Genomic DNA, 23,123 nt, shown 5'->3' with positions numbered 1-23,123 from the left:
AATATTTTTATTTCATCATAGGTCTTATGCTGATGGTTCTCCGATATTCCTGCGGCATCGCCTTGTAAGCACCGAATACACCGCGGGCCGTACAGCCGACCCCGGTAGTGGCATAATCGAGATTCAGGGTCATGCCTTTCTGCTTCTGCAATTGGTAGGTATACATCGCTTTCGTCAGATTGTCTGTGCTGTACGGATAAATGTTGAAGTTGAACCATTCGTTCATCTTGAATTGAAGGCCGATGCCTTTGTCCGTGGTCAGTTGCAGCCAGCGTACATCTGTCCGCAATCCGTAATCTTGTGGCATTAGATAGGGCTCGTACATAGCTTGTACGGTAGAGGCATATATCCCCATCGGATAGCCGGTTTTCCGGTCCGGATAGTTCTCTTGCGGTCCTCGGCCGTACCATTTCACTTGGTCGAGCGCATCGCTTACGGTCAGCGTAAGTCCTATGCGAGGAAACCAAAGCGGCATTTTCCCTTCAGGCTTCAATACATGGCGTATCTCTATCGTCCCTTCACTATTGATAATATACTCATAGTGGTTGATGATGCCGTTGTTCTGTACTCCTTCGATGTAGAGGTCTTTTTTCTCTTTTTCTCCTTTGCCCATCAATTCCGCATCAATGATGTGTATATGTACGCCTTCGGTGGTTTCGGACACCGAAAAAGAGAGGGGCTGATGTGCCAGGCGGTCAATCCCTGCAGAATACATTTCTGTGGCTACCGTGTATCCGTAACCTTCTTTCCAGTTGGAGGAGCGGGCGCTGGAGGCATTCCAGTTGTCCAGCTCATTGGCCAGCGGGGCACGCCAAAGATTCAGCCGGAGCGGTGATTCCAGCAGTTCCATATCTTGAACAACCATCGACGTCAGTTGTCCGTCGGTACGGTTGAATACATATTTGAAGCCATCTCCGGAGACAACCAATTCTTTCTCCGAAAGTGAATAGGAAGGTACGCCTTGAGCCTTTTCTTCCGAAGAGCATGGCAGGCTCCAAGGCAGTTCAAGTTCTTCCCATGCCACCTCATGTCCGGCTTTTGCCCACAATTCATCTTTTTTCAGGACGGCATGAAGCATCAGGCGGTATTCTTTGCCGGGAATCAGGGCTGGCTTCTTATAAGGTATGTGCACCAGCTCTTGGCTAAGCGGCGCTGTTGAGAGTGCCAAGTCGCCCGATTGAATAACCTTGTCATCTTCTTTCAATTCCCATCGTATGGCATATCGGGAAGCATTTGTATAATGATTGCGATTCCATAACTCAACGACTCCCTCTGTCACATCCGACATGGAAAAAGAAAGAGGTTGTCCGGTTTTCTTCATTTGCCACATTTCGGGCTGTACGCTACGGTCGGGCCAGATGCTGCCGTACGTACGTGCACCGATGCCGTAACTGTAGAATGTACCATTTTCCGTCTCTTGCTCAAAATCTAGCCACAGAGCGGCTTCTTCCGGGTGAAAAGAGGAAGTCAGTGCCTTGGCGAAAATGCCGACTTCGTCCATTTGAGCATCGCAGATGTAGACCGAAGTCTCTTGGCCGTGTGTTTCTGCATTCCGACCGATGTTGACGGGGTAGGGGAAGTTCCGGATATTGCCCGATGCTTGTGTGGAGGCCTTTTCTGCTCCGTCTATATAGATGGACATTTTCTGTCCGTCGTAGACGCACGTCACTTGATGCCAGTTGTATTCCCAGTCAGTAGGCAAGGAGGCGCATACGGAATGCTTTTTATCAGTATAGATATAAAATTCCAGTTTGTCTTTACCGCGTTGTTGCAGCCCGAACTGATAATTGCCTTTTGTGATGAATGAGCCGCAACTGCTTACCAGTTTCCGGGGGTAGATTCTGCAAGTGAGTGTCAGTTCATTACTGTTCAACTCCACATTGTCTGCACGATAGACCTCTACCCATTGGTCGTGACCGTTCAAGTCCAGCACCGTGTTCTTTCCTTCCTTCACCAAGCGGGCATTTCCCATCAGATGGGCGGGAGTATGGAAGGGCGAAAGGTCGTCCACTTGCCTTATCCGTTCGGTCAGTCCCGGACTTACAAAATCCCAGATGGCCCCTCCTATCAGGCGGGGATGTCGGTAGATGGCTTCCCAATAATCGTCCAGGGCACCGCCGGCATTGCCTGCAACCGATAAGTATTCATCCATAAACGATGGTCGGGAATCCTCTCCTATGCCTACCTGCATTTCCAGTTCCATAGGAGTAGGGTAACGGGGGCCGATAATATCTTCTGCCGGATGGGAGAATGCATTTCCGCCATACATCCAGAAGCGGGTGGGGTCCAGCGATTTCCCTTCTTCAATGGTGTGGGTAATGTTGATACCTTCACCGCTTTCGTTTCCTGCGCTCCAGAACAAGACGCAGGGATGGTTTCTGTCCCGTAACACCATTCTGCGGCATCGCTCGCGATACATCTCTTCGTATTCCGGGAGACTTGAAATCCATTCCGAGGCATGGGCTTCATCGCCCACCTCGTCTATGATATAAAGCCCGTATTCATTGGCCAGTTCCAAATACTTATTCACCGGAGGATAGTGAGAGGTACGTACGGCATTGAAATTAAACTGTTTCAACAATTCAAAATCCTTGCGTATGGTGGCTTCGTCCATGACATGTCCCTCTTCGGGATGCTGCATGTGCGAATTTTGTGCATTGACTTTCAGTGGGATACCGTTAAGATAAAAAACACCGTCTTTGATTTCCGTCTTTTTGAATCCGATGACCGTTTCTATCTTGTCTTTCTGCAGACCGGCCGGATTGGATAATTCCAGACCGAGCGTATAAAGCTCGGGTGTCTCGGCTGTCCATTTCCGGGGTTCTTGTACCAAGGTATGCAACTGTATTGTCTTTTCCGCAGCGTCCATTTCAAATGGAGCTGCGGAAAAGTTACAGATAATCTTGCCGTTTTTATCCTTTAAGTAAGCTTTCAATCCATAATTCTCATTTGGCTTCTTTTGGTAGTCCTTGATTTTTACCTGAATACTTAACTGCGAATCGGTATACGTATTATCAAACTCTGTGATTACTTGCCAGTCGAATATCCTGACAGCAGGTGTGGCGTACAACCATACGTCGTCAAAGATTCCGGCCAGTCGCCAATAATCTTGTCCTTCCAGGTAATAGCCGTCCGAATACTTTAGTACACAGACAGCCAGCGTGTTTTCGCCCGGCTTCAAATAAGGAGTGATGTTGTATTCGGCAGGTTCTTGTGCTCCTTCATTGTAGCCCACTTCATGACCGTTGACCCATACAAAAGAAGCGGATGCCACTTTCTCGAACCTTAAAAATATCTGGTCTTTTGCTGCCCAACTTGCAGGTACCTTGAATGTTCGCCGGTATAGTCCGGTAGGGTTATACTCTTTGGGAGCATGTGGTGGATTCACCCCGAAGGGAGCAGATACATTTCTGAACAGCTTGTCACCATAACCTTGCATTTCCCAGTTTGAGGGAACTTTGATGTCGCCCCATTGCTTATCCGGGAATTCGGGGTTAAAAAAGTGTGCAGGTATCCCTTCCGGTGTATCGCACCAGAAAAACTTCCATGTCCCATTCAGTAGCATGCTCTTTTCGGGCATATGCCAAGCGTGTCCTTCCTCTTGTCCTTTTTCAAATACAGAAGGGTTGTCTATATACCAGAGCATATCCTTAAGGAAGGATTTGTCTTGTGCATAGGATTGCAGGCACAAGGCTACTGAACACAATGGCAGAAACAGTTTTCTCAGATTCATTTTTTTGTAATTCGTGCTGTCCATCCACCGCCGGGTGCCAGTTGTACATTGAGTTTGTCTTTGGCAGTGACGATGCGTACTTCTTTTTTATAGTCGGTAGCTTCACGGTCGGCATTGATGCCGTCGGCAAAGATTTCGGCTTCGTAGTTGCCTTCGCTGAGGAAGGAGAGGTCGATGGTGCAGCTACGCGGAGTCCAGTTGGTCATGCTGCCTACAAACCAAGTGTTTCCTTTGCGGCGTGCTATCGTGATGTATTCGGCTATTTTACCATCAAGAGCAATGGTTTCGTCAAAGGTAGTGGGAACCTTGGCGATGAAGTCGGTGCATTCCTGTTCCTTCATGTATTTGCTGGGACTGTCGGCAAGCATCTGCAAGGGTGCTTCGAAGACGGTGTACATAGCCATCTGGTGTACACGTGTACCTTGACTCATGGGGTGGTCGTTGACGGAGCGGAACAGGGAACGGGTGGCATTTACCATAGCTCCCGGCGTATAGTCCATCGGACCGGCGAGTTGGCGCAGATAGGGGGCGGTAACGTCGTAGCGCGGGAAGTCATGCAAGGGTGCACCGTTCACGATGGGCTCCCACTTGCTGTTTTCCAGTCCTTTCACACCTTCAAAGTTGAGGATGTTGGGATAGGCGCGCTGGATGCCGAAGGGTTTCAGTCCGTGTAGGTCAAGCAACATGTGATGCTTGGCGGCACATGCTGCGAGTTGTTCGGTAGAAGAGATGGCGAGTTGGTCGTCGCGGTCGAAGAAGTCAATTTTGAAACCTTTGATTCCCATTTGTGCGTAGTGGCTGATAACTTGTTCCACGGCAGGGGAGATGTCGCCTCCTCCCGTAAGATTGCGCCAGCTTGCCCAGAGGATGATGCCTATGCCCTTTTGGTTGCCGTATGCCACCAGTTCTTCGAGATTGATTTCGGGACTGATGTCTTCCATTAATGATTCCTTTCCGCTCCAACCTTCGTCGATGATGATATACTCCAGCTGGTTTTCGGCGGCAAAGTCGATGTATTTCTTATAGGTGGGCGTATTCATGCCTGCCTTGAAGTCCACGCCGGTCAGGTTACAAGTATTCCACCAGTCCCATGCCACTTTTCCGGGTTTAATCCAGGATGTGTCAGCGATGCGGCATTCGGGTGCGAGGCGTTGCATCATGTCGTTGTTGGCGAGTTGTGTGTCGTGGGTAACAACAAGCACGGCACGCCAAGGATAGGTCTGTTTCCCTGTGGGACGCCCGTTGGGGCAGAAGTAGGGGGCATTGTTGGGCTTGCTGATAACGTCGGCACGTTTGGTAGGGACGAGGTTCAAGCGGTCATAGCCTCCGATGACTGTTTCCAGTGGATAGGGGGCGAATTCTGCCTTCACTCCGTGGGGCATCTGTGGGTTGGCAGTGAGGAACATGCCGGGATAGTTGGACAATCCGGCTTCCATAATGACGGCTTTCTTTCCGTTCTCCAGTTCTACCATCAGCGGAGTAATGGCAAGCGAGTCTTTGTACATGCGAGAGAGGGGGGCCTCATCGTAGTAGGACTCGAAGGAGTAGCAGTAACGCTCGCCGGCGCGATTGTCGTTAATATAGGGCACGAAAGCGTGGTAATCGCGGTCGAAGTTGAACTCGGCAATCTCGTCCTTCACGCAGAAAGGTTTGCGCAGTTCGGAAACAAAACGATAGGCGGCTCCGTCGTCGTAGGCGCGGAACTGTATGCTATAGCCGTTACGGCATTTCAGCGTGAGTTGGTTATAAGTGTCCTTCACACTCGCCTTTTTGTAGAAAGGAGTGGGGAAGGAAGTGTCGACGGAAGTGCGGGTAGCTTTGGTCACCTTCACATCTTTGCCGAAGGTGAAAGCAATGGGCTTTCCCTCAGATTCAGTGCATTGCATGGCAATGTCTGAAGGCAAAAGAACGGTGGTACCGTCGTGGGCAATCGCCCAGTTGAGGGCTTGTCCGGCTTCGATGTTGACAATTAGTTTTCCGTCCGGTGAATTCAGTTGATATTGCTGTGCTTGTGCCGTCAATGCACAAGAAAGCAATAGGCTGGCGAAACAAGTGCTGATTCTGTTCATTTTTATTTGATTATTGATTATGAATATTTGTTTAATTCCGTGGATATTTAACCGGAATAGCCATCATTTCTTCTAAGAAGAGAGGGTCGTCGAACTGGCAAGTCTGTCGGTTGTATTGTCCCCCCGGAGTGTCCCATAGCATTGGGCACATGCCGCGCGAGTAGATGGCTTCGGTTACGGAAACACAGAAGAGTCTTATCACTTCCTTTGTTCTGTTTCTGGAGTCGGCGCAATATTCGCCTATGATGACGGGGATTCCTTTGTCTACGCAATTCTTCTTCAGTAGGTCCATATTGTCGTTCAGTTCCTTGAAGTCAGCTTCCGTTCCCCAGCTTTCCCGGCCTACACCCCAATCGACAACCTCGCCTCCACCCAGTATGGCAAAGTTTGCGGGAGTATAGTAATGCACTGTAAGAGCAAGTCGGTTTGCGGGATCATTCGGCATCTTGAACAAGGGGTCGTAAGCATACTCCAAGTTGGTGTTGTAGATTTCCACCAACAGATGACGTTTGGCGTTGTTGCCGCCACTGTTTCTTACTATGTCGACAAAGAGCTGGTTGAGGTCGTTCACGTATCCCAGTGCCTTTGCCTTGTCGGCTTCACTACCGCCCCACGGAGTCCAAATCTCATCGTATCCGATTTCATTCATTGGCTCGAACAGTAAGTGGTCACCGTACTTTTCGAAGCGTTCACATATCTGTTTCCAGATGGAAGTGAATTTTTCTTTTGCTTTGCTGTCGGTGGGTACTTGTTTAATCCATTCGTTTTCGTGGTGGATATTGATGATAGCCACCATGCCACAGTCGAGGGTCCAGTTTAGGATTTTCTCTACGCGGTCCATCAGGTCAGGATGCACTTTGAAGTCGTCGGACAGCAGATTGCCCCAGCTGACCGGTATGCGCAGAGATGAGTAGCCCGCTTTGGCATATCCTTCAATGATTTCTTGTGTGATAATAGGGCTTCCCCATGCTTGTTCGTAATTGAGAATGTTGCTTGGGTCTATCCAGTCGCCCACGGCATCCAGCGTGTTGCCTAGGTTGATGCCCAGTCCCATTTCGTTAATCAGTTGGTGGGTTGTGAGATTCTCGCGTACAGTGTATTTTTCCGGTTCATCGCTTTGGATATAGGCCGCCTGCTCCACGTTGATTTCTTGTATATGCTCCTTTACGCTGACGGTGATGATGGCGTTGCGCACGTCGGGCGTAGTGTTGGGTTCTACGGTTATGTTATAGATTGCCTGTACGGGAGTGCTGCTTTCCGAGGTTACTTTGCACCATGCTTCCGAACTTTGGAAAGTGGCTGGTTCATTGGGGGTGATACCGAATTTCTTGCTACCACCCGTTTGTTCAAAATGGAAAGAAGTAGGCTCTACGATGATTTTCAGCTCCTTTTTATCGTCAGAGCAAGCTGTCATCAGAAATAGAACCAGGCTGGTTAATAAGGTTTTCTTGAAGATTTGTGTCATGGTATCGGTAAAATTTCGTTTTAATAATTTCGGTGTATTTATTTTTAGACGCTGATTCAATTGAATCAGCGTCTAAGAGTTTAAAAGAAGGTGTCACTTTGTGTAATCCTGTGCCAGAATTTAATTCAAATTATTGTATCTTGACAACTCGGAAATTATCAAAATACATTTCGATGTTGTATGGACCGTTTTCGCTGGGGTTTGTCATCTGGAGTGCCAACTCGTCACCGTCACGTTTTTGGAACTCGCCCCAAGTGGTTTCGTCTACCAGTTCGGAGAGCGGAATGCTGCACTGCATCCATTGGCCTACTTCGGTTTTTCCGGTGAAGTCGCTCACCGGACGATAGTTCGTGTAGTTGTGAGCCTCATTCCCTTTGAGGTAGATGCGGAATACAGGACCTTCGCCATATTCCACTGCCACGAAGCATTCGAACTGCAAAGCCAGTTCGGAAGTCGGTGTATCGGTAGGCAGGAAGGCTGTGTCAATGCCCCATACGGCACCGTTCTGCAATTGGCCCCACCAGTAATTCCATGCTGAAAGTTCCCCTGATATGCTGTAGCATTTACCATCCGAGAAGAAAGGAGCTGCTGTACCGTCGGCAGTGACGGGTACAGCTTGCCCGCCCCAGGAGAACCAACCGATGTTGTCATAGTTCAATACTATATTCTCCAAAGGATAGAAGCCCGGAACTTCGGCAGTACCGCCCATTGTGGTAATGGCGAGTGAGCAAGTGCCTTGCGGTGCACGCGGCATGGTAAAGGTAAGCATATCGTTAGCTTCGCTTACGGTAACAGTAGAGAGATCTACCGAGCGATTGCCCATTGTGATGGAGGCGATATCCATAAAATTCTGTCCCAGTACGGTAACTGTGGTACCCGTGATAGGCATCATGGAGCTTACCTTGCTGATACTTGGTGGGAGGGCTGTGCGACGGAAGGGAGTAAATGCGGATGCGGTATAGCACTCCACTACCAGACTGCCTTCATCAATCAGGCCTGCGGGAGCATTGAATGATATTTCGTCAAAGTTCTTGTTTACCGTGTAGTCCGTTACTTCTACCGAAACAGGTGCATTGGTGATGTCGTCCACGGCAGTGGTGAAATAAACGCGCTGAATTTCGTAGAAGTTACCGCCCACGATGCGCAGAGGCGTGCCCGTCTCCACGGGGAAGGTTGTGGCTACACGGGTGATGTAGGGTGCGGGTGAGAGTACATGCATGGAGTACGTGGCAATGCCGTGCGAGGTCTCGATACGCAGTTCGCCTTTCAGTTCGGGGTTGGCACCCGTCAGTTGCAATTCGCCGGGGATAGTGAGGATGAGACTGGTGGAAGTGCCGTAGTTGCTATTGAACGAAACTTCTTGTTCGTTGATGAACACTTTCCGCACATCATTCAGATTTTCGCCGATGACTACAATCATGGTGCCCGGATTTACATCGGTGAACGTACTGTCGGCCTTCTCTGGGTCGACAAGACGGATGTGGTGGATTACGGGAACACCGCCGCCCTCGTCATCGTTGCAGGCGGTGAAAAGGTTGCATGCCAACAGGATGGTGAGCAACACAAAAGGAAAATGTATATATTTCATATTAAAGTCGTTATTTGAGATAATGAATGTATAACTTGGTTTATTCACTGAATTCGTATGCTACCGGTTCTTCGTTCAGTAGCGGATTCTGGATGACATCGCTTTCCGGATAAGGCATCAGGATGTTGCCGTGGTGGATTTCGATGTTCTCGCCCGGTTTCTGCCAATTTTCTATGCCTTCGAGGAAAGTGTCGCCTTCTTTCTTGCCGAAGTGGAGGTAACCGTCTTCGTCCTTCACGATGAGGTCTACCGTGTAGCCGCGGTGTTGGTTCTGGAAGTAATTCAGCATGTAGTCGGGTTTCCAGTGATACCACGATACCATGTCATACCAGTTACAATACTCCATCGAGAACTCTACGCGGCGTTCGCGAATGATGTCTTCGAAGGTTACGCGTTCCTTGCGGGGGATACGTGCACGGTCGCGCACCTGGTTCAATGCTTCCAGGCCGGGACCACCGGTCAGTTCTTCGCTGTTGCCCAGACAAGCTTCGGCATAGGTCAGGTAAACGTCGGCAAGGCGTAGGATGTAGGTGTTGAGCGGAGAGTTCATGGACTGGATATAACCGTCGTTGTCGTCGTCCGGACCGCCCGGTACACCTTTTTTAATGCAAGAGGTGGCGCCGTCGTAAGTATAACCACCGTCGGCAATGCAGATGTATGAATAGTATGTACCCGGTGTGCAGAAGGTGGCGTTGCGGCGGATAGTGTCGCCCAACTCATATTGCTGGAGCATATCTATACTTGCCTGATAGCTGCTCCATACGTTTACACCGCCGGTCATCTTGCTGTTGCCGGCGAGGTCGGCAAGCAGAGTGTTGCATACGCCCCAATCACCCAGTGGCACCCACTGCATGGCAATGAGCGATTCGGGATTGTTGTTGTGCTTATACTTGAAGAGGTCTTCATAGTTTTCGTAAAGGCTGATGCCGCTGTTGTTTATCACGTCGGCGGCCAGTTCCTTGGCTTTCTCCAGGTCGGCGTTGTCGCGTGTGCCTCCTTTCCAGCCTGAGCGGGCGAGGTAGACTTTGGCAAGCATGCCTTTTGCACCCCATGCGTTGACACGTCCTTTGGCGGTTGCCACTTCAGGAAGATTCTCGACTGCATAAGTGAGGTCACGAATAACGAGTTCCAGCACATCTTCTTCGCGGTGGAGCGGTTGCATGGGATTGGCAACCACTTTGTCGTTGTCTTCGATGATGATAACCGGTCCCCAGAGGCGAACCATGTAGAAGTAGGCACAGGCACGCATCAGGCGGGCTTCGGCAATGGCTGTGCGCTTGGCACGTTCGCTCACGCTGTTGCTACATTTGGTCTGCACATCACTGATAACGGCATTGGCCATTGTAATGACCGAGTAGAAACCTGTCCATGCATTGGCAAGGTTTTCACTCAGGGCTGTCACCTTGAAGTTGGTGAACTCGGGAGCTCCCCAGCGACTGAAGTTATCGTTGGCACGGTTACTGCCCAGCGGCACGATGGCGCGGGAGTTGAGGTCGAACCATGCACGGTTGTAAAGCGGTGCAGTGGCTTGTTCGAGTGCATCGTCGGAAGTGTAGTATGTCACATCTACGTAGTTCCCTTCGGGAGCACGTTCCAAAAATGAGTCGCTGCATGCCGTAAGCAGAAGGAGCGATGATATAAGGGTTAGAAATCTGTGTTTCATAACTATATTGAGATTTTAAATGATAAATGATTTGTCTGGCTCATTAGAAATTGAAGTTAAGACCAAATGTATAGATACGTTGCGAAGGATAGCGCGCATCGTCCACACCACGTAGCAATACATTGTAGTTCAAAGCGCCTATTTCGGGATCGTAGCCTTTGTAGCCTGTGATGGTACAGAGGTTCTGGATGTTGACGTAGAGGCGCAGATGGTCTATCTGCAAACGGCGCAACCATTTCTGTGGGAAGGTGTACCCCAGCGAGATGTTTTTTATGCGGAGGTAGGAAGCGTCTTCCACAAAGCGGTCGGAGATACGGTTGTTGTCGTTGGCGCTACTGGTGGTGATGCGTTGTACTTTGGCTGCATCGGCGTTGGCCACGTAAACATTGGAAAGTACCTCGTCGCCCACTTCGGGGTCGTGCATGGCGATTTGGGCAATGCCGGTAGCTTCTTTCAGCAGGTTGCTGTTACGCATGGGATCGGTGAAGGTGCGGCGAATCAGGTTGATAGCCTTGTTGCCCACCGAGCCGTTCAGGAAGATGTTGAGGTCAAATCCTTTATAAGAAAGGTAGTTGTTGAAGCCGAACGTGAATTTGGGTGCCGGATTGCCGAGGAACGTACGGTCTTTCTCATCAATTACACCGTTGTTGTCGCGGTCTTCATAGATGTAGTCACCTACCCAGATGCCCGATTTGCCGATGGTCTGGTCTTTTGGTATGGCTACTTGGATACGGTTGCCCGTTTCGTCAAGCAGGAAGTTGCCGTCGGCACCTTTCTTGTAGAAATCTCCTTCTTCCTTGAACATACCGATTACTTTATAGCCGTAGAACTGCCCGACCGGTTCGCCCACCATGGTGTAGGTCAGTGTTTCCGAACCGTTGATTCCCGAAATAGCGGATGATTCGGAGTAGAGCTTCGTCACTTCGTTGTGGTTGATGGAGAAGGTGAGTCCTGAGGTCCAGGTGAAATCACGTGTCTGGATGTTGTGCGTGTTCAGGGTAAATTCCACACCTTTGTTGGTCATGGCACCGGCATTGACCCACGGTGCACGAATCAGACCGCTTACGTAGGTAGGAAGAGAAGCTTGCATCAGCAGATTGTCCGTTTTCTTGTAATAAGCATCGGCGATGAACTCTATGCGGTTGTTGAAGAGGGCGAGGTCGAGTCCTACATTGAAGGAGTTTGTTTCTTCCCACTTCAGTTCACGATTAGGATAGTTGCCTGCATAGAAACCAGTACCCCAGATGGAGGCTGCCGAAGCCATGGTGACGCCGTAGGCATAGGAACCCGCCCATTGGTTACCTACTACACCCCAACCCAGGCGGAGTTTCAGTGAGTTGATGGCTTCCACATCTTTGAGGAAAGCTTCGTTGTTGACTTTCCAAGCCAATGCTACCGAAGGGAACCAACCCCAACGACTTTCTTTGGCAAACGAAGACGAACCGTCGGCACGGAGCGTAGCGGTCAGCAAGTAGCGGTCGTCGTAGTTGTAGTTCAGACGGCCGAAGTATGATTCGATGGCGGATGAACCACGGGAACTGTTGGCTTTTGCTGTTGTGGCATCACCCGCATCCAGTTCGTGTACGGAGTTGAAGAGGAAGTTGGTACGGCTGCCGCTCAGCGACTCGTACTTGTTTTCTTGCGCTTCGTGTCCCAGCATGGCAGAGAGGCCGTGTTTGCCGAAGGTATTATTATAAGTAAAGTAAGTTTTCAATGTCCAGTTGCTTCCGTTGCCGGCTCCACGGCTTGCTGACGACTGCTGCTTGAAGTGCTCGTAGTCGTAGGAGGGGGTAAACTTATAGTCGTTGCTGTAATTGAAGTTGGCGGCATATTCCGTGCGGAATACGAGTCCTTTCCACAGCTTGATGTCGGCAAAGGCGTTGACATAGACTTGTGTGTTGCGACTATAGTTTTCATTTTGGATAAGGTCGGAGAGGGGGTTGGAGAAGTAAGTTCCATACATGTTCTCCGTCTGCATGCCGAAACTGCCGTCCGGGTTGCGGGCAGGCACTTCGGGGAGCTGGTTCAGGGCATTGTAGATGGCACCCGAACCGTCTACGTTGTTGGTCTGCTGTGTACGGGCTACGGAGGCGCGCAAGCCGGTGGTGAGCCACTTGTTGATGTCGTTGTCCATGTTGACGCGGAAAGAGAAACGCTCAAAGTCCGAACCGAATACAATACCGTCTTGCTGCATGTAGCCGCCGGAGAGCGAGTATTTCATGCTCTTCGAACCTCCGGAGATGTTTATCTGATGGTTGTGCATCGGGGCAGTGCGGAAGATTTCATTCTGCCAGTCGGTACCGCGGCTGAGGAGTGAGGGGTCTTTGAACTCTTCGCGTGCACCGAAGCCGATGGTGGCGGCGCGGAGGTTCTGGTAAACTGCATATTCGGGGAGTGTCAGTGTTTCCAGTTTCTTGGGAAGCTGTTGCAAGGCATAGTAACCTTCGTAGGAGACCTTCGTTTTGCCCTCTTCGCCCTGACGGGTGGTGATGAGTACTACACCGTTGGAGGCGCGGCTACCATAGATGGCTGTGGCCGATGCATCTTTCAATACTTCCATGGAAACGATGTCTGCAGGGTTGATGGAACTGAGCACGCTGCTGTTGCTGGTGTTGTTGCCTGAGATGGCTACACCGTCGATAACGTAGAGCGGTTCGTTGCCGTTCAAGGAGTTGATACCACGGATGCTGACCGAGATACCGCCACCCGGAGTTCCGGAATTCTGGGTCACCTGCACACCGGCGGCACGTCCTTGCAAAGCTTGGTCGAGCGAGGTGACTACGGACTTTTTCAGTTCGTCACCTGTCACGCTGACTACGGAACCGGTCAGGTCACTGCGTTTCATCGTACCGTATCCCACTACTACTACTTCGTCCAGCATCTCATTGTCTTCTTGCAGCAGTATGTCGATGCGGGTGGTGCGCTCTACTTTCACCTCTTTGGTGCGGTAGCCGATGTAAGAGACTATCAATGTTTGTCCCAGATTTGCCTGGATGGTGTAACGGCCGTCGATGTCGGTAATGCCGCCCGTATTGGTTTCTTTCACTTTGACGGTGGCTCCTACAAGTGGCTCACCGCCCGATTCTGATTTAACGATACCGGATACTGTTTTGGTTTGTCCATACGTGGAAACAATACCCAAACCTAGTAACACGATAACAAGCAATTGTCTCAATTTTGTCCATTCCCATTGAGAGCATACATTTGCGTGTAACTTCATAATACTTTAATTTAAGATTTAAAAATAACTGTTATTAAAAGCTACTGCAAATATGGAAAGTTATCATAATAGCATAGGTCTATCATGTCTCAAATAACATACCTTTATGTTTCAAGTTATCATTTTAGACTGCGGATGTAATCAGATGGTGATATTCCAAATTCATTCTTGAAGTTTACAGTGAACCTTTTTGGAGAACTGAATCCCACCTCATAGGCAATTTCTGCAATTTGTTTCTGGCTTTCCTTTAGAAGTTGCTTACTGCGCTTCAAACGGATAATCCGGATGAATTCTGCCGGACCTTTACCGGTGATACACATCAGCTTTTTGTAGAGATGGCTACGACTCAACCCCAATTCTGCTCCTAACATTTCCACAGAGAAGTCGGAATCACTCATGCGCTCTTCTACTATTTTGATAGCTTTTTCAATAAATTGTTCGTCTAGTGGAGTGATTGTTATTTCATTAGGTGTCACTTCTATTTTCTGACTGAATTTACGATGGCTTTTTTCTGTCCATTCAATAAATTTCCTGATGCGCAGCTTTAGTAATTTGAAGTCAAAAGGCTTTACGATATAGTCATCGGCTCCTTGCTCAAATCCTTCACTTTTGTATTCTTCTGCCATACGGGCTGTAAGCAATATAACGGGAATGTGGGACCATTGCATGTTTGTTTTGATTTGCCGACATAGCTCTGTTCCATTCATCACTGGCATCATGATGTCGCTTATTACAATATTGACACTGTTTTTTTCTAATATCTTCAATGCCTCTGCTCCATTGTAGGCAACCTGTATGGCGTATTCATCGGACAGGTATTCAGACATGAAACTACAGAAATCCTTGTTGTCGTCCACCAACAAGATGGTATACCGCAATTCTTCCGCATTTGGAACGGGAAGTTCATTCGGAGCTTTGTCATTGTTTAGCAGTTCCGGAAGTAATTCCTCCTTTTCACTGGCATATGTGACGATAGGCAATTTAACGGTAAATACGGAACCTTTAGGAAAATTGTCTGTAACGGAGATTGTTCCTTTGTGTAGATGTACATATTCGTTTGCAATATGCAGGCCGATTCCACTGCCGGTTTTTTCCGAAGTTTGTTGCACCTGATAAAAACGTTCGAAGATATGTTTCTTGTCTTTGTCTATGATACCTTGTCCGTTGTCTGCCACACAGATGCATACATTGTCATCTTCGCGATAAAGATGTACATTGATTTCTCCTTTATCAGGAGTGTATTTGAAGGCATTGGACAACAAGTTGTTCATTACTTTTTTTATTTTAACCGGATCGAAGGACATGTTCAGGTTTTCTACTTCGCACATGAAACAGAAGCTGATGGTATGGTCAAGAGCATACTCTTGAAAAGTACTGCAAATCTCGCGGATAAAGTTGACAATATCTCCCGATTTATAATGAGCTGTCTCGGCTCCTACATCCAGTTTCCGGAAATCAAGCAGAGAGTTTATCGATGTAAGTAATTGTTGTGCATTTTTATTGATTGTATTTAGTTTTTTGCGTATTCCGTCATCCAGGGTTTCTGACAATAACATTTGTAACGGGCTAATGATAAGCGTCAGTGGTGTACGTAAATCATGGCTTATATTTGTAAAGAACTTTAGCTTCATCTCATTCAGGAGCAACTTTTGTTCTTGCTCCAGTTTTGCTCGTTGTTGCTCCAGTCTTATGTTGTGATGCTTTTTGAATCGGTATATTACATAGGATATTATACCAATGGCAAACAATATGTATAAGATGATAGCAACATTACATAAATATATTGGAGATGAAACGGTTATATTCAACTCACTAGCTTCGTCATTCCATATACCGTCACTGTTACAAGCTTTAATCAATAGTTTGTAATTGCCAGGAGGAAGGGTGGTGAAAGCTACTTTGTTCTCGTTTGTATAGTACCATTGGGTATTTAATCCTTCCAGTTTATAGGCATATCTTATTTTATCAGCATTCAGCAAATCGCCTGCGGCAAATTCGATGGAGATTAAATAATCGTCATATCTGACAGACAATGATGGGGTTCTGCCAAGTACAGTTGTTAATAGTTTACGCCCTTCATATATTGAGTCTACTTCTATATGTTGATTGCCAATGGTCAGATTTGTAAAATACACCTTTGCCAGCGGTCGGCTCTTTTCGGTCAGCTTGTTCGGATTTATAGATGTATAGCCACTGGTGCCTCCCAGCAGTAAATCTCCGCTGGACAATTTACAAGCGGAATGGGAGTTGAAATGATTTTCTGGCAATCCGTCTCTGGTAGAAAGATTCTTGAAAGAAAAGTCTACTCCTTCCTGGGTGTCTGGGGTTACTTCCAATATAGACAATCCGTTACTTGTTGCAAGCCACATGTTACCATGATTGTCTTGGGTTATACTGTTAATGAGATTGTCACACAATCCGTTGTTTACGTCGAACCAGTGTAGTGAATCATTTTTTAAGTCCCAGGCAGTCAATCCTTGTTTATGGGCTAACCACAATATATCTCTGTCGTCCTTGAATACAGTGGAAATGAAGAGCTGCTTGAATGGCTGTGTCTCTTTTCGATTGGCATAAATCATTTCGGGTTTTCTCGTCACGATGTCCATTACACAGAGTCCGTATGTAGTCCCGATATACATTTTGTCTCCATAGTCATAACAGATATTGAGTACATTGATATTATTCCCATCAGGTAGTAGATAACTTGTCGCAGTATTTGTGTCCGGATTAAAACAAACCAAAGTTTCCAGTACATAACCTATCCATAAGTTTCCATATCGGTCTTCCTTCATACTCCATACGCCACTGTATGGCAGTTGGCTGTTCTCTGGAGTAAAATGGCGAATACTGTTGTTCTCATAGCAGAACAATCCGTCTTGATAACTTCCTGCCCAAATCCGTCCTTTATGGTCTTCGAGAAGACTGATGATGGCTATGTCGGGGATGGATAGTTTGCGAATGGCAAATCCTTTTTGCTTTTCTTTTACATAAAGTCCGTTCCCATCTGTTCCCAGCCAAATGTTTCCGGCCTTATCCTCTAAAATGGAGGCTATATCACCGCATTCTTTATGCTGGGTATCAATAAATTCATGGAAGCTTTCGTGATAATAAGAAACTCCTTTTTTGAAATTTCCTAACCAAATGACGCCTGAATCATCACGGTAGATTGTATTTATTCTGTTGGAAGCAAGGGATGTGGAAGACATAGGGGTATTCAGGAGGTTGACAAGGTTATCATTTACGTAGTCATAAATGAATACTCCTTTATGGTCCGTTCCTATCCAGACATGTCCGTTCGAGTCATCCAGTATGCTCCTTACCGCATTACTTTTTGTCTCTATTTTGGAATGGAGATTGATTTGGTTCCATTCCGATTTTATGTTTTTCTTATAGAATATTTGTTCATCGGTATATGAATATAGCCAGATGCCTCCATGATAATCAATGTATATGTGCTTTTCGATAATAGAGTTGGAGGGTAAGCTGATGTTATCTACCCGTTTACATTTCTTTGCGTTGTTCTCTAGTTTCAATAAGGTCGAATTCCAAAGAAGATATAGGTTTTCACCATCATCGCTGATACTCAGTTCCGGAGTTTCTTCTGGAAAGTTTTCTATTTTGAATGTTTTAAGGGTTTTATGAGAAAAATTGAAGTAAAAAGCATTTTGGCCTTGCAGTACCCATAAATTGTGTCTTTTGTCAACATGTACTTTGTAGGTACCATTTATCTGGATGCCTATTTTAAGGAGGTATGAGGGAATATCGGTAATGAAGTTGTCTTTGTCTCGGTCGTATATACAATATCTTGCCTCGCTTCCAATCCACAAATTGCCCAAACCGTCTTCCTGTAAGTTCCAGATGTCGTTAGACAATAAAGAATGGATGTCTTTTTCTTTGGGTTGATACACTTTAAAGCTATATCCGTCGTATCGGTTCAATCCATTGGCGGTCCCTATCCATAAAAAGCCTTCACAGTCTTTCAATATGGTTTTTACGTTATTGTTTGAAAGCCCGTTTTCTACTTTCAGATGGCGAAATACATACGGAGTTTGTCCTGCTAACGGCAGATAAGCCAGTAACAGAATAATGAGGGGGAACACTAATTTGTGTAAATAGTTTGTAAAAGACATACTATATAATCTGAAATTGAATTCTCAAAGATAGCAATATCTTATTTAAATAAACGTAAATATGTTGCATTAATAGGTCTGTAATGTTGCATCGCGGTCGTATAAGTCTTAAACATGCCATCCGTTTGTTGTCTTGCGTGTCTTGAAGTGTTTTTCTCATTTATTATTCAACATTTATTTCATACCTTTGCAGGGAAGGACTGGTTCCTGCCAATATGATTAACCTTCTAATACTTTATCGAAAATGAACAGATTCATCATTTTATTTTTATTCTCTTTGGGAATATTGTCAACATGTGTATTTGCCGTAGAGGTGATTCCACTGAATGAAGGATGGAATTTCCACCGGGGTTTTCAGGCACCTGCTTCGGAAATAGTGAAGGTTACTTTGCCTCACACTTGGAATGCGGGCGATGGCATGTTTGGCAATGCCGATTATTATAGGGGATTATGCAATTACAGTCGTAAGTTGTCTGTTCCTGCCCATTATCGGGGCAAACGTTTTTTCTTGAAAGTGATGGCTGCACAGACGGTTGCCGACATTTTTATCGACCATCATTTTGTGATGCAACATAAGGGTGGTTATACGGCATTTGTGGCAGAATTGACTGATTTCCTGGTCCCGGGAACAGAAAGTGTATTGGAAATTCGTGTCAGCAATGCTCAGACTATGGATGTCGCTCCCATTTGCGGCGACTTCAATATGTTTGGTGGGTTGTATCGGGGGGTGGAACTGCTGGTGACGGAGGATGTCTGCATAGAACCTGCTTATTATGCCTCTTCAGGTGTATTCTTCACTCAGTCCGATGTATCGGAGAAAAAGGCCCATTTGAAAATTGAAGCACTGCTTTCGGCAAGGGAAACTACTGTGACCGGTTGCGAGGTGGAGTTTCGACTATATGACAAGGAAAAGTTGCTTTGCCGTGTTGCCAGTGCAGAGGTGGGTGAGGATAAAAAGGTGATGATGGACATAGTGCTTGAAAGGCCTCATTTGTGGGATGGAGTGAAGAATCCCTATTTATATAAAGGAGTGGTGATATTGCGTAAGGATGGAAAAGAGATAGACCGCCGCGAAGAAGAGATAGGTTTCCGCTACTTTCATGCCGATGCGGAGAAAGGTTTCTTCCTGAATGGAAAGCCTTATCGCTTGAATGGCGTGAACCGGCATCAGGATAGGGCAGAACGCGCTTCGGCATTTTATCCGCAAGACCATGATGAAGATTTGGACTTGATGCAGGAAATGGGATGCAATGCCGTGCGTCTTTGTCACTATCCGCAAGCCAAATACATGCATCAACAGATGGACAAGCGGGGACTGGTGGCATGGGCTGAGATTCCTTTTGTCAATGTTTATGTGAATAATCCTGCTTATGATGAAAACTTGCGCCTGCAATTGAAGGAACTGATTTTACAGAACTACAATCACCCCTGCATTTTGTTCTGGGGGCTGTTCAATGAGATAAATTCCGGTTGGCTGGACCGTCCTTCGCGTATGGCGGCAGAGCTTCATGCTTTGGCCCGTCAGTTGGACCCGAGCCGTCCCACTATGGGAGCCAGTAATCAGGATGACGACTTCAACGGATTCACCGACCTGATTGCTTTCAACAAGTATTTCGGCTGGTATGGCGACAACATGGATGACATGGGGCGCTGGATAGACCGCGAGCATGCAGCACATCCGGAGCGGAAGATGGGCATCAGCGAGTATGGTGCCGGGGCATGCGTATTCCAGCAGGAGGACTCGCTGAGGCATCCGGAACCGTGGGGGCAATGGCATCCCGAAAACTGGCAGACTTATTATCATGTGGAGAATTGGAAACAGCTTCAGGAACGCGAATTCTTGTGGTGCAACTTCATCTGGTGCATGTTCGACTTTTCGGCGGCAGGCCGTAGGGAGGGATCCATTATGGGACGCAACGATAAGGGGCTGGTGACTTACGACCGGAAAATAAAGAAAGATGCCTTTTACTTTTATAAGGCAAACTGGAATCAAGAAGATAAGTTTGTATATATCGCAGGAAAACGATTGGTAAACAGAACCCGCAAAACCGTTGATGTGCAAGTATTCAGCAATAGCGGAGCTGCCAAATTGTATATCAATGGCAAAGCATATGGGACTGCAAAACCTGATTCCGTAAATGTACTGGAATGGAAAGGCATTGTATTGGATACCGGTGAAAATAGAATTGAAGTCAGGAACAAATATGGAGCGGATTGTTGTGTATGGATATGTCCTTTTTAATTTTCATCAGGCGCGGAATGTATAGGAGAGCCACGGGGAATAATGAACCGTGAAATGCTGTACAGTCTGCGCCTGATAGCTTTAATATGTGATTTTCTGTAAATCCGTATTCGGTCCGTGGACTACCAGTTTCCCGTCCGGTTGGATGTCTATGGGGTCGATGAATACCATTCGTTCGTCACCAGTGGTTTCGGTGCGTCCATGATAGACACAGTAGAGGCGGTTGTGAATATCGATGAGCATACAATGCCCGGTTCCGGTCACGATGCCGCCTTGCTCTGTATCCTTTTGCAGCACCGGATTGTTGGCAGCCTTTGTGAATGGGCCTAAAGGACTTTGGGAGGTTGCATAGCCCACCGCATAATTCTTTCCTCCGAAGAAGTTTGCAGAGTAAAGCATGTAATAGAGATTCCCGTGTTTCACCATATACGAACCTTCTGTCCAGCGTCTGTTGACCTCATGTGTAGTCACCGAACGGTTCTCCCATTTCGCTTGAGGGTCGTCCATCGTTTTGGGCGGGCAAAGCAATGCTACCGGCTCTCCGATGACACCGGAGAAATCCGGTTTCAGCTCCACGCCGTAAATCCAGCTCTCCTCAATCTCGTCAAACCAGCCCTTTGTTTTGGCCCATGCTGAGACTTCGCTCTCGACGGCATGTTTGTAGCAGCAGCGGGAGTAGTAGAGGTAGGTCTTTCCGGATGCATCGTCAAAGAGTATGTTTGCGTCGATGATAGGATAGCCGGGGTCGAATACCGGGCGGTCGGACAAATCTTTGAAAGGCCCGGTGGGTTTATCGGCTACGGCTACGCCGATACGGAAGTTCTCTTGCTCCTGAGTGGGGTTTTCCTTCCAGTTGGCGCTGAACCATAAGTAGTATTTGCCGTCGCGCTCATACACTTCGGGCGCCCAGAAACAGTCGGTGGCCCATGAGTCGGATGTGCCGCCTTGATAGACGGGACCCTCATCTTTCCATGTCACCAGGTCATCGGAGGAATATACTTTGAAGCCGTTCTGTACTCCCCCCGTCCCGTACATATAGAATTTCCCGTCGGAAGCTTTCAGGAGGAACGGGTCTCCGAAGGCCATGGGAAGTGGGTTCTGATATACTACTTTCTTCTTATCTCCGCATGATGCTGACAGCAGAGCCAATAAGACCAGTGCCAATGTGAAAAGGGTGTGCTTCATCTTGTTAGAATTTAAATGTTGAAGTAACGAAAAGTGTTTGTATCTGCAAAGTAAACACAATATAGGGAAAGCTGCAAGGAAATTAGATAGAATGCAAGCTTTTCATTATTTTTGTGCATCATTCTAAATAATTCTTTGATGGGACAGCCATTTTCGGATATATCGCTATACCACGAGTACCGGTCGGTGAAGGAGAAAGAACATTTGGTGTCACAGAAAACCTGGGACGACCTCAATCTGGATGACTTTTTCGAATGGGCCGACCGTACCTCTTCTTGTGTGGGCCGACAGTACCTCTACGACTTGTTGCATTACAACCGCCTTTCGGAGATTTCGGAACAGGAGGAAGTGATTCGCGAACTCTCTGCCGACAAGGAGTTGCGTGCAGAAATCCGGTCGGAGTTGCAGAAACTGGATACGCCGGATGCTTGCGCCATTGCATCGTTGTTTTCCATTTCCCATCCCATATATTCCCGCCGCTTTTACCGTTTGCTAAGTATATTGCAGTTCGTGCCTTTTGTTTTGTCAGGGATGGTTTATGTTACATCTTCGCTTTACGTTCTGGGGTTATTGTGTATATCGGTATTGGTGAACATGGTATTGCACTATCGCAGCAAGGCACGGATTCAGGGCTATTTCTTTTCCATCCCTCAGTTATGGCTGCTGCTCAGGCAAGCGGAGAGGCTGGCACAGATTCCGTTGTGTGTATCGGTGCATCGGGATATCCAAAAGACTTTGCAGGCGCTGCGTCCGTTACGAAAGCAACTTTCCACTTTCCGTTTCAGTATCAAGCTGGAGAGCGACATCGCCATTCTTGCTTATTTCTTCATCGAGATGGTGAATGTGTTTTTCCTGCGGGAGGTTATTCCGGTTTCCAAGGCTTTCTTTCTATTGCAGGGCAGGCAAGAACAGATTGAAGAGGTTTTCCGCTATTTTGGATTGGTGGATGCGCTTTGCTCTGTTTCCGAGCTTCGGGATGGGCTGCCCTATTATACTCTTCCGGAAGCTTGTGACGAGGGTGAAACGCTTCATGCAGAGGGCCTTTATCATCCGCTTATAGAGCATTGTATCCCCAATGACATTACGCTTTGTGGCAGTTCTGTCCTTGTTACCGGCTCCAATATGTCTGGTAAGACAACCTTTATCCGTGCTATCGGACTTAACCTGCTTTCCGCACAAGTGTTCCATACTTGTTTCGCCCGCAGTTTTCGTTTTCCCATGGATACCGCATTGTTTTCTGCTATCCATCTGGAGGATAGTCTGATGGAAGGAAAAAGTTTCTTTCTGCAGGAGGTACAGATTGTTCGAGAGATGCTGGAGGTCGGAAAGGGACGTAGGCAGCTTTTCCTGCTGGATGAGTTGTTCAAAGGGACGAACACGGTGGAACGGATAGCTATAGCCAAAGCTGTGCTATCTGCTTTGGCACACAAGAACAGTATCGTGTTTGCTTCCACTCACGACGTTGAACTGGCTTCCTTACTTGAGAACGAATATGAATCGTTTCATTTTTGTGAATGTGTTGCCGACAATACCTTGTCTTTTGATTATAAGCTGAAACCGGGACCGGCGACGGAACGTAATGCCATCCGGATTATCGAGATGTGCGGTTATCCGAAGGAAGTGGTCGGGGAAGCGTATCGGCTGGCTAAAAAACATGTTTTATAGTTTTACTTCTAATTGTTCCTTATTCCAATCGTTACTATATTGTCTGTTCAATATCTTCTGGAAGGGGTAATCTTTTAAGTTATCCAGGGATATTCAGTAAATGTTCCTCTTTCTAATAAATCAAGAGAAAAGCTTTACTTTATGTTAGCTTTTCTCTTAATTT

Annotated in this window: 10 protein-coding genes; 2 read left to right on the top strand and 8 right to left on the bottom strand. The window is 47.2% G+C overall.

Annotation, left to right across the window (positions count from 1 at the left end):
* Window positions 1–7 precede the first annotated feature (7 nt).
* The 7 genes from ACESTD_RS02600 to ACESTD_RS02570 all read right to left on the bottom strand — a co-directional run bounded on the left by ACESTD_RS02600 (window position 8) and on the right by ACESTD_RS02570 (window position 17,868).
* Window positions 8–3,733, bottom strand: coding sequence for a glycoside hydrolase family 2 TIM barrel-domain containing protein (locus tag ACESTD_RS02600; RefSeq protein ID WP_373158666.1), 3,726 nt, complete (start codon window positions 3,731–3,733; stop codon window positions 8–10).
* On the bottom strand, window positions 3,730–5,802 hold the full coding sequence (locus ACESTD_RS02595) for a glycoside hydrolase family 97 protein (protein WP_005834638.1): 2,073 nt from the start codon (window positions 5,800–5,802) through the stop codon (window positions 3,730–3,732). The genes ACESTD_RS02600 and ACESTD_RS02595 overlap by 4 nt, the downstream gene beginning before the upstream one ends.
* A gap of 31 nt (window positions 5,803–5,833) precedes the next feature.
* Entirely contained in the window at window positions 5,834–7,267 is a 1,434-nt protein-coding gene (locus ACESTD_RS02590) for a cellulase family glycosylhydrolase (protein ID WP_005830286.1), read from the bottom strand.
* A gap of 130 nt (window positions 7,268–7,397) precedes the next feature.
* Window positions 7,398–8,855, bottom strand: a complete 1,458-nt coding sequence (locus ACESTD_RS02585) for a glycan-binding surface protein (protein ID WP_005834641.1) — start codon at window positions 8,853–8,855, stop codon at window positions 7,398–7,400.
* Window positions 8,856–8,895: 40 nt separating this feature from the next.
* Entirely contained in the window at window positions 8,896–10,518 is a 1,623-nt protein-coding gene (locus ACESTD_RS02580) for a RagB/SusD family nutrient uptake outer membrane protein (RefSeq protein ID WP_373158667.1), read from the bottom strand.
* Window positions 10,519–10,561: 43 nt separating this feature from the next.
* Window positions 10,562–13,738, bottom strand: a complete 3,177-nt coding sequence (locus ACESTD_RS02575) for a TonB-dependent receptor (RefSeq protein WP_005834643.1) — start codon at window positions 13,736–13,738, stop codon at window positions 10,562–10,564.
* A gap of 119 nt (window positions 13,739–13,857) precedes the next feature.
* Window positions 13,858–17,868, bottom strand: a complete 4,011-nt coding sequence (locus ACESTD_RS02570; protein WP_055288244.1) for a hybrid sensor histidine kinase/response regulator transcription factor — start codon at window positions 17,866–17,868, stop codon at window positions 13,858–13,860.
* A 244-nt stretch (window positions 17,869–18,112) separates the two neighbouring features.
* Between ACESTD_RS02570 and ACESTD_RS02565 the strand changes: the two genes are divergently transcribed.
* Window positions 18,113–20,110 carry a glycoside hydrolase family 2 protein gene (locus tag ACESTD_RS02565; protein WP_005830268.1) on the top strand — a complete coding sequence of 666 codons (1,998 nt, stop codon included), beginning with the start codon at window positions 18,113–18,115 and terminating at the stop codon, window positions 20,108–20,110.
* An 81-nt stretch (window positions 20,111–20,191) separates the two neighbouring features.
* Here ACESTD_RS02565 and ACESTD_RS02560 read toward each other — a convergent pair whose 3' ends face one another.
* Complete coding sequence (locus ACESTD_RS02560; protein ID WP_005834653.1) at window positions 20,192–21,295, bottom strand: glycoside hydrolase family 43 protein; 1,104 nt, start codon at window positions 21,293–21,295, stop codon at window positions 20,192–20,194.
* Window positions 21,296–21,433: 138 nt separating this feature from the next.
* On the opposite strand from ACESTD_RS02560, the gene ACESTD_RS02555 reads away from it, so the two are divergent.
* Entirely contained in the window at window positions 21,434–22,960 is a 1,527-nt protein-coding gene (locus tag ACESTD_RS02555) for a hypothetical protein (protein ID WP_005834655.1), read from the top strand.
* Window positions 22,961–23,123: the final 163 nt, after the last annotated feature.

Origin of the sequence: Bacteroides sp. AR20 (assembly GCF_964250605.1) — a bacterium.
GTDB classification, from domain to species: Bacteria; Bacteroidota; Bacteroidia; order Bacteroidales; family Bacteroidaceae; genus Bacteroides; species Bacteroides uniformis.
This window is presented reverse-complemented; position numbering and strand designations above follow the sequence as displayed.

Excerpts from the sequence above, each read along its gene's own strand:
- ACESTD_RS02555 (WP_005834655.1), top strand. The coding sequence starts at position 21,434 with ATGGGACAGCCATTTTCGGATATATCGCTATACCACGAGTACCGGTCG.
- ACESTD_RS02595 (WP_005834638.1), bottom strand. The coding sequence starts at position 5,802 with ATGAACAGAATCAGCACTTGTTTCGCCAGCCTATTGCTTTCTTGTGCA.
- ACESTD_RS02580 (WP_373158667.1), bottom strand. The coding sequence starts at position 10,518 with ATGAAACACAGATTTCTAACCCTTATATCATCGCTCCTTCTGCTTACG.
- ACESTD_RS02570 (WP_055288244.1), bottom strand. The coding sequence starts at position 17,868 with ATGTCTTTTACAAACTATTTACACAAATTAGTGTTCCCCCTCATTATT.
- ACESTD_RS02565 (WP_005830268.1), top strand. The coding sequence starts at position 18,113 with ATGAACAGATTCATCATTTTATTTTTATTCTCTTTGGGAATATTGTCA.
- ACESTD_RS02560 (WP_005834653.1), bottom strand. The coding sequence starts at position 21,295 with ATGAAGCACACCCTTTTCACATTGGCACTGGTCTTATTGGCTCTGCTG.
- ACESTD_RS02600 (WP_373158666.1), bottom strand. The coding sequence starts at position 3,733 with ATGAATCTGAGAAAACTGTTTCTGCCATTGTGTTCAGTAGCCTTGTGC.
- ACESTD_RS02585 (WP_005834641.1), bottom strand. The coding sequence starts at position 8,855 with ATGAAATATATACATTTTCCTTTTGTGTTGCTCACCATCCTGTTGGCA.
- ACESTD_RS02590 (WP_005830286.1), bottom strand. The coding sequence starts at position 7,267 with ATGACACAAATCTTCAAGAAAACCTTATTAACCAGCCTGGTTCTATTT.
- ACESTD_RS02575 (WP_005834643.1), bottom strand. The coding sequence starts at position 13,738 with ATGAAGTTACACGCAAATGTATGCTCTCAATGGGAATGGACAAAATTG.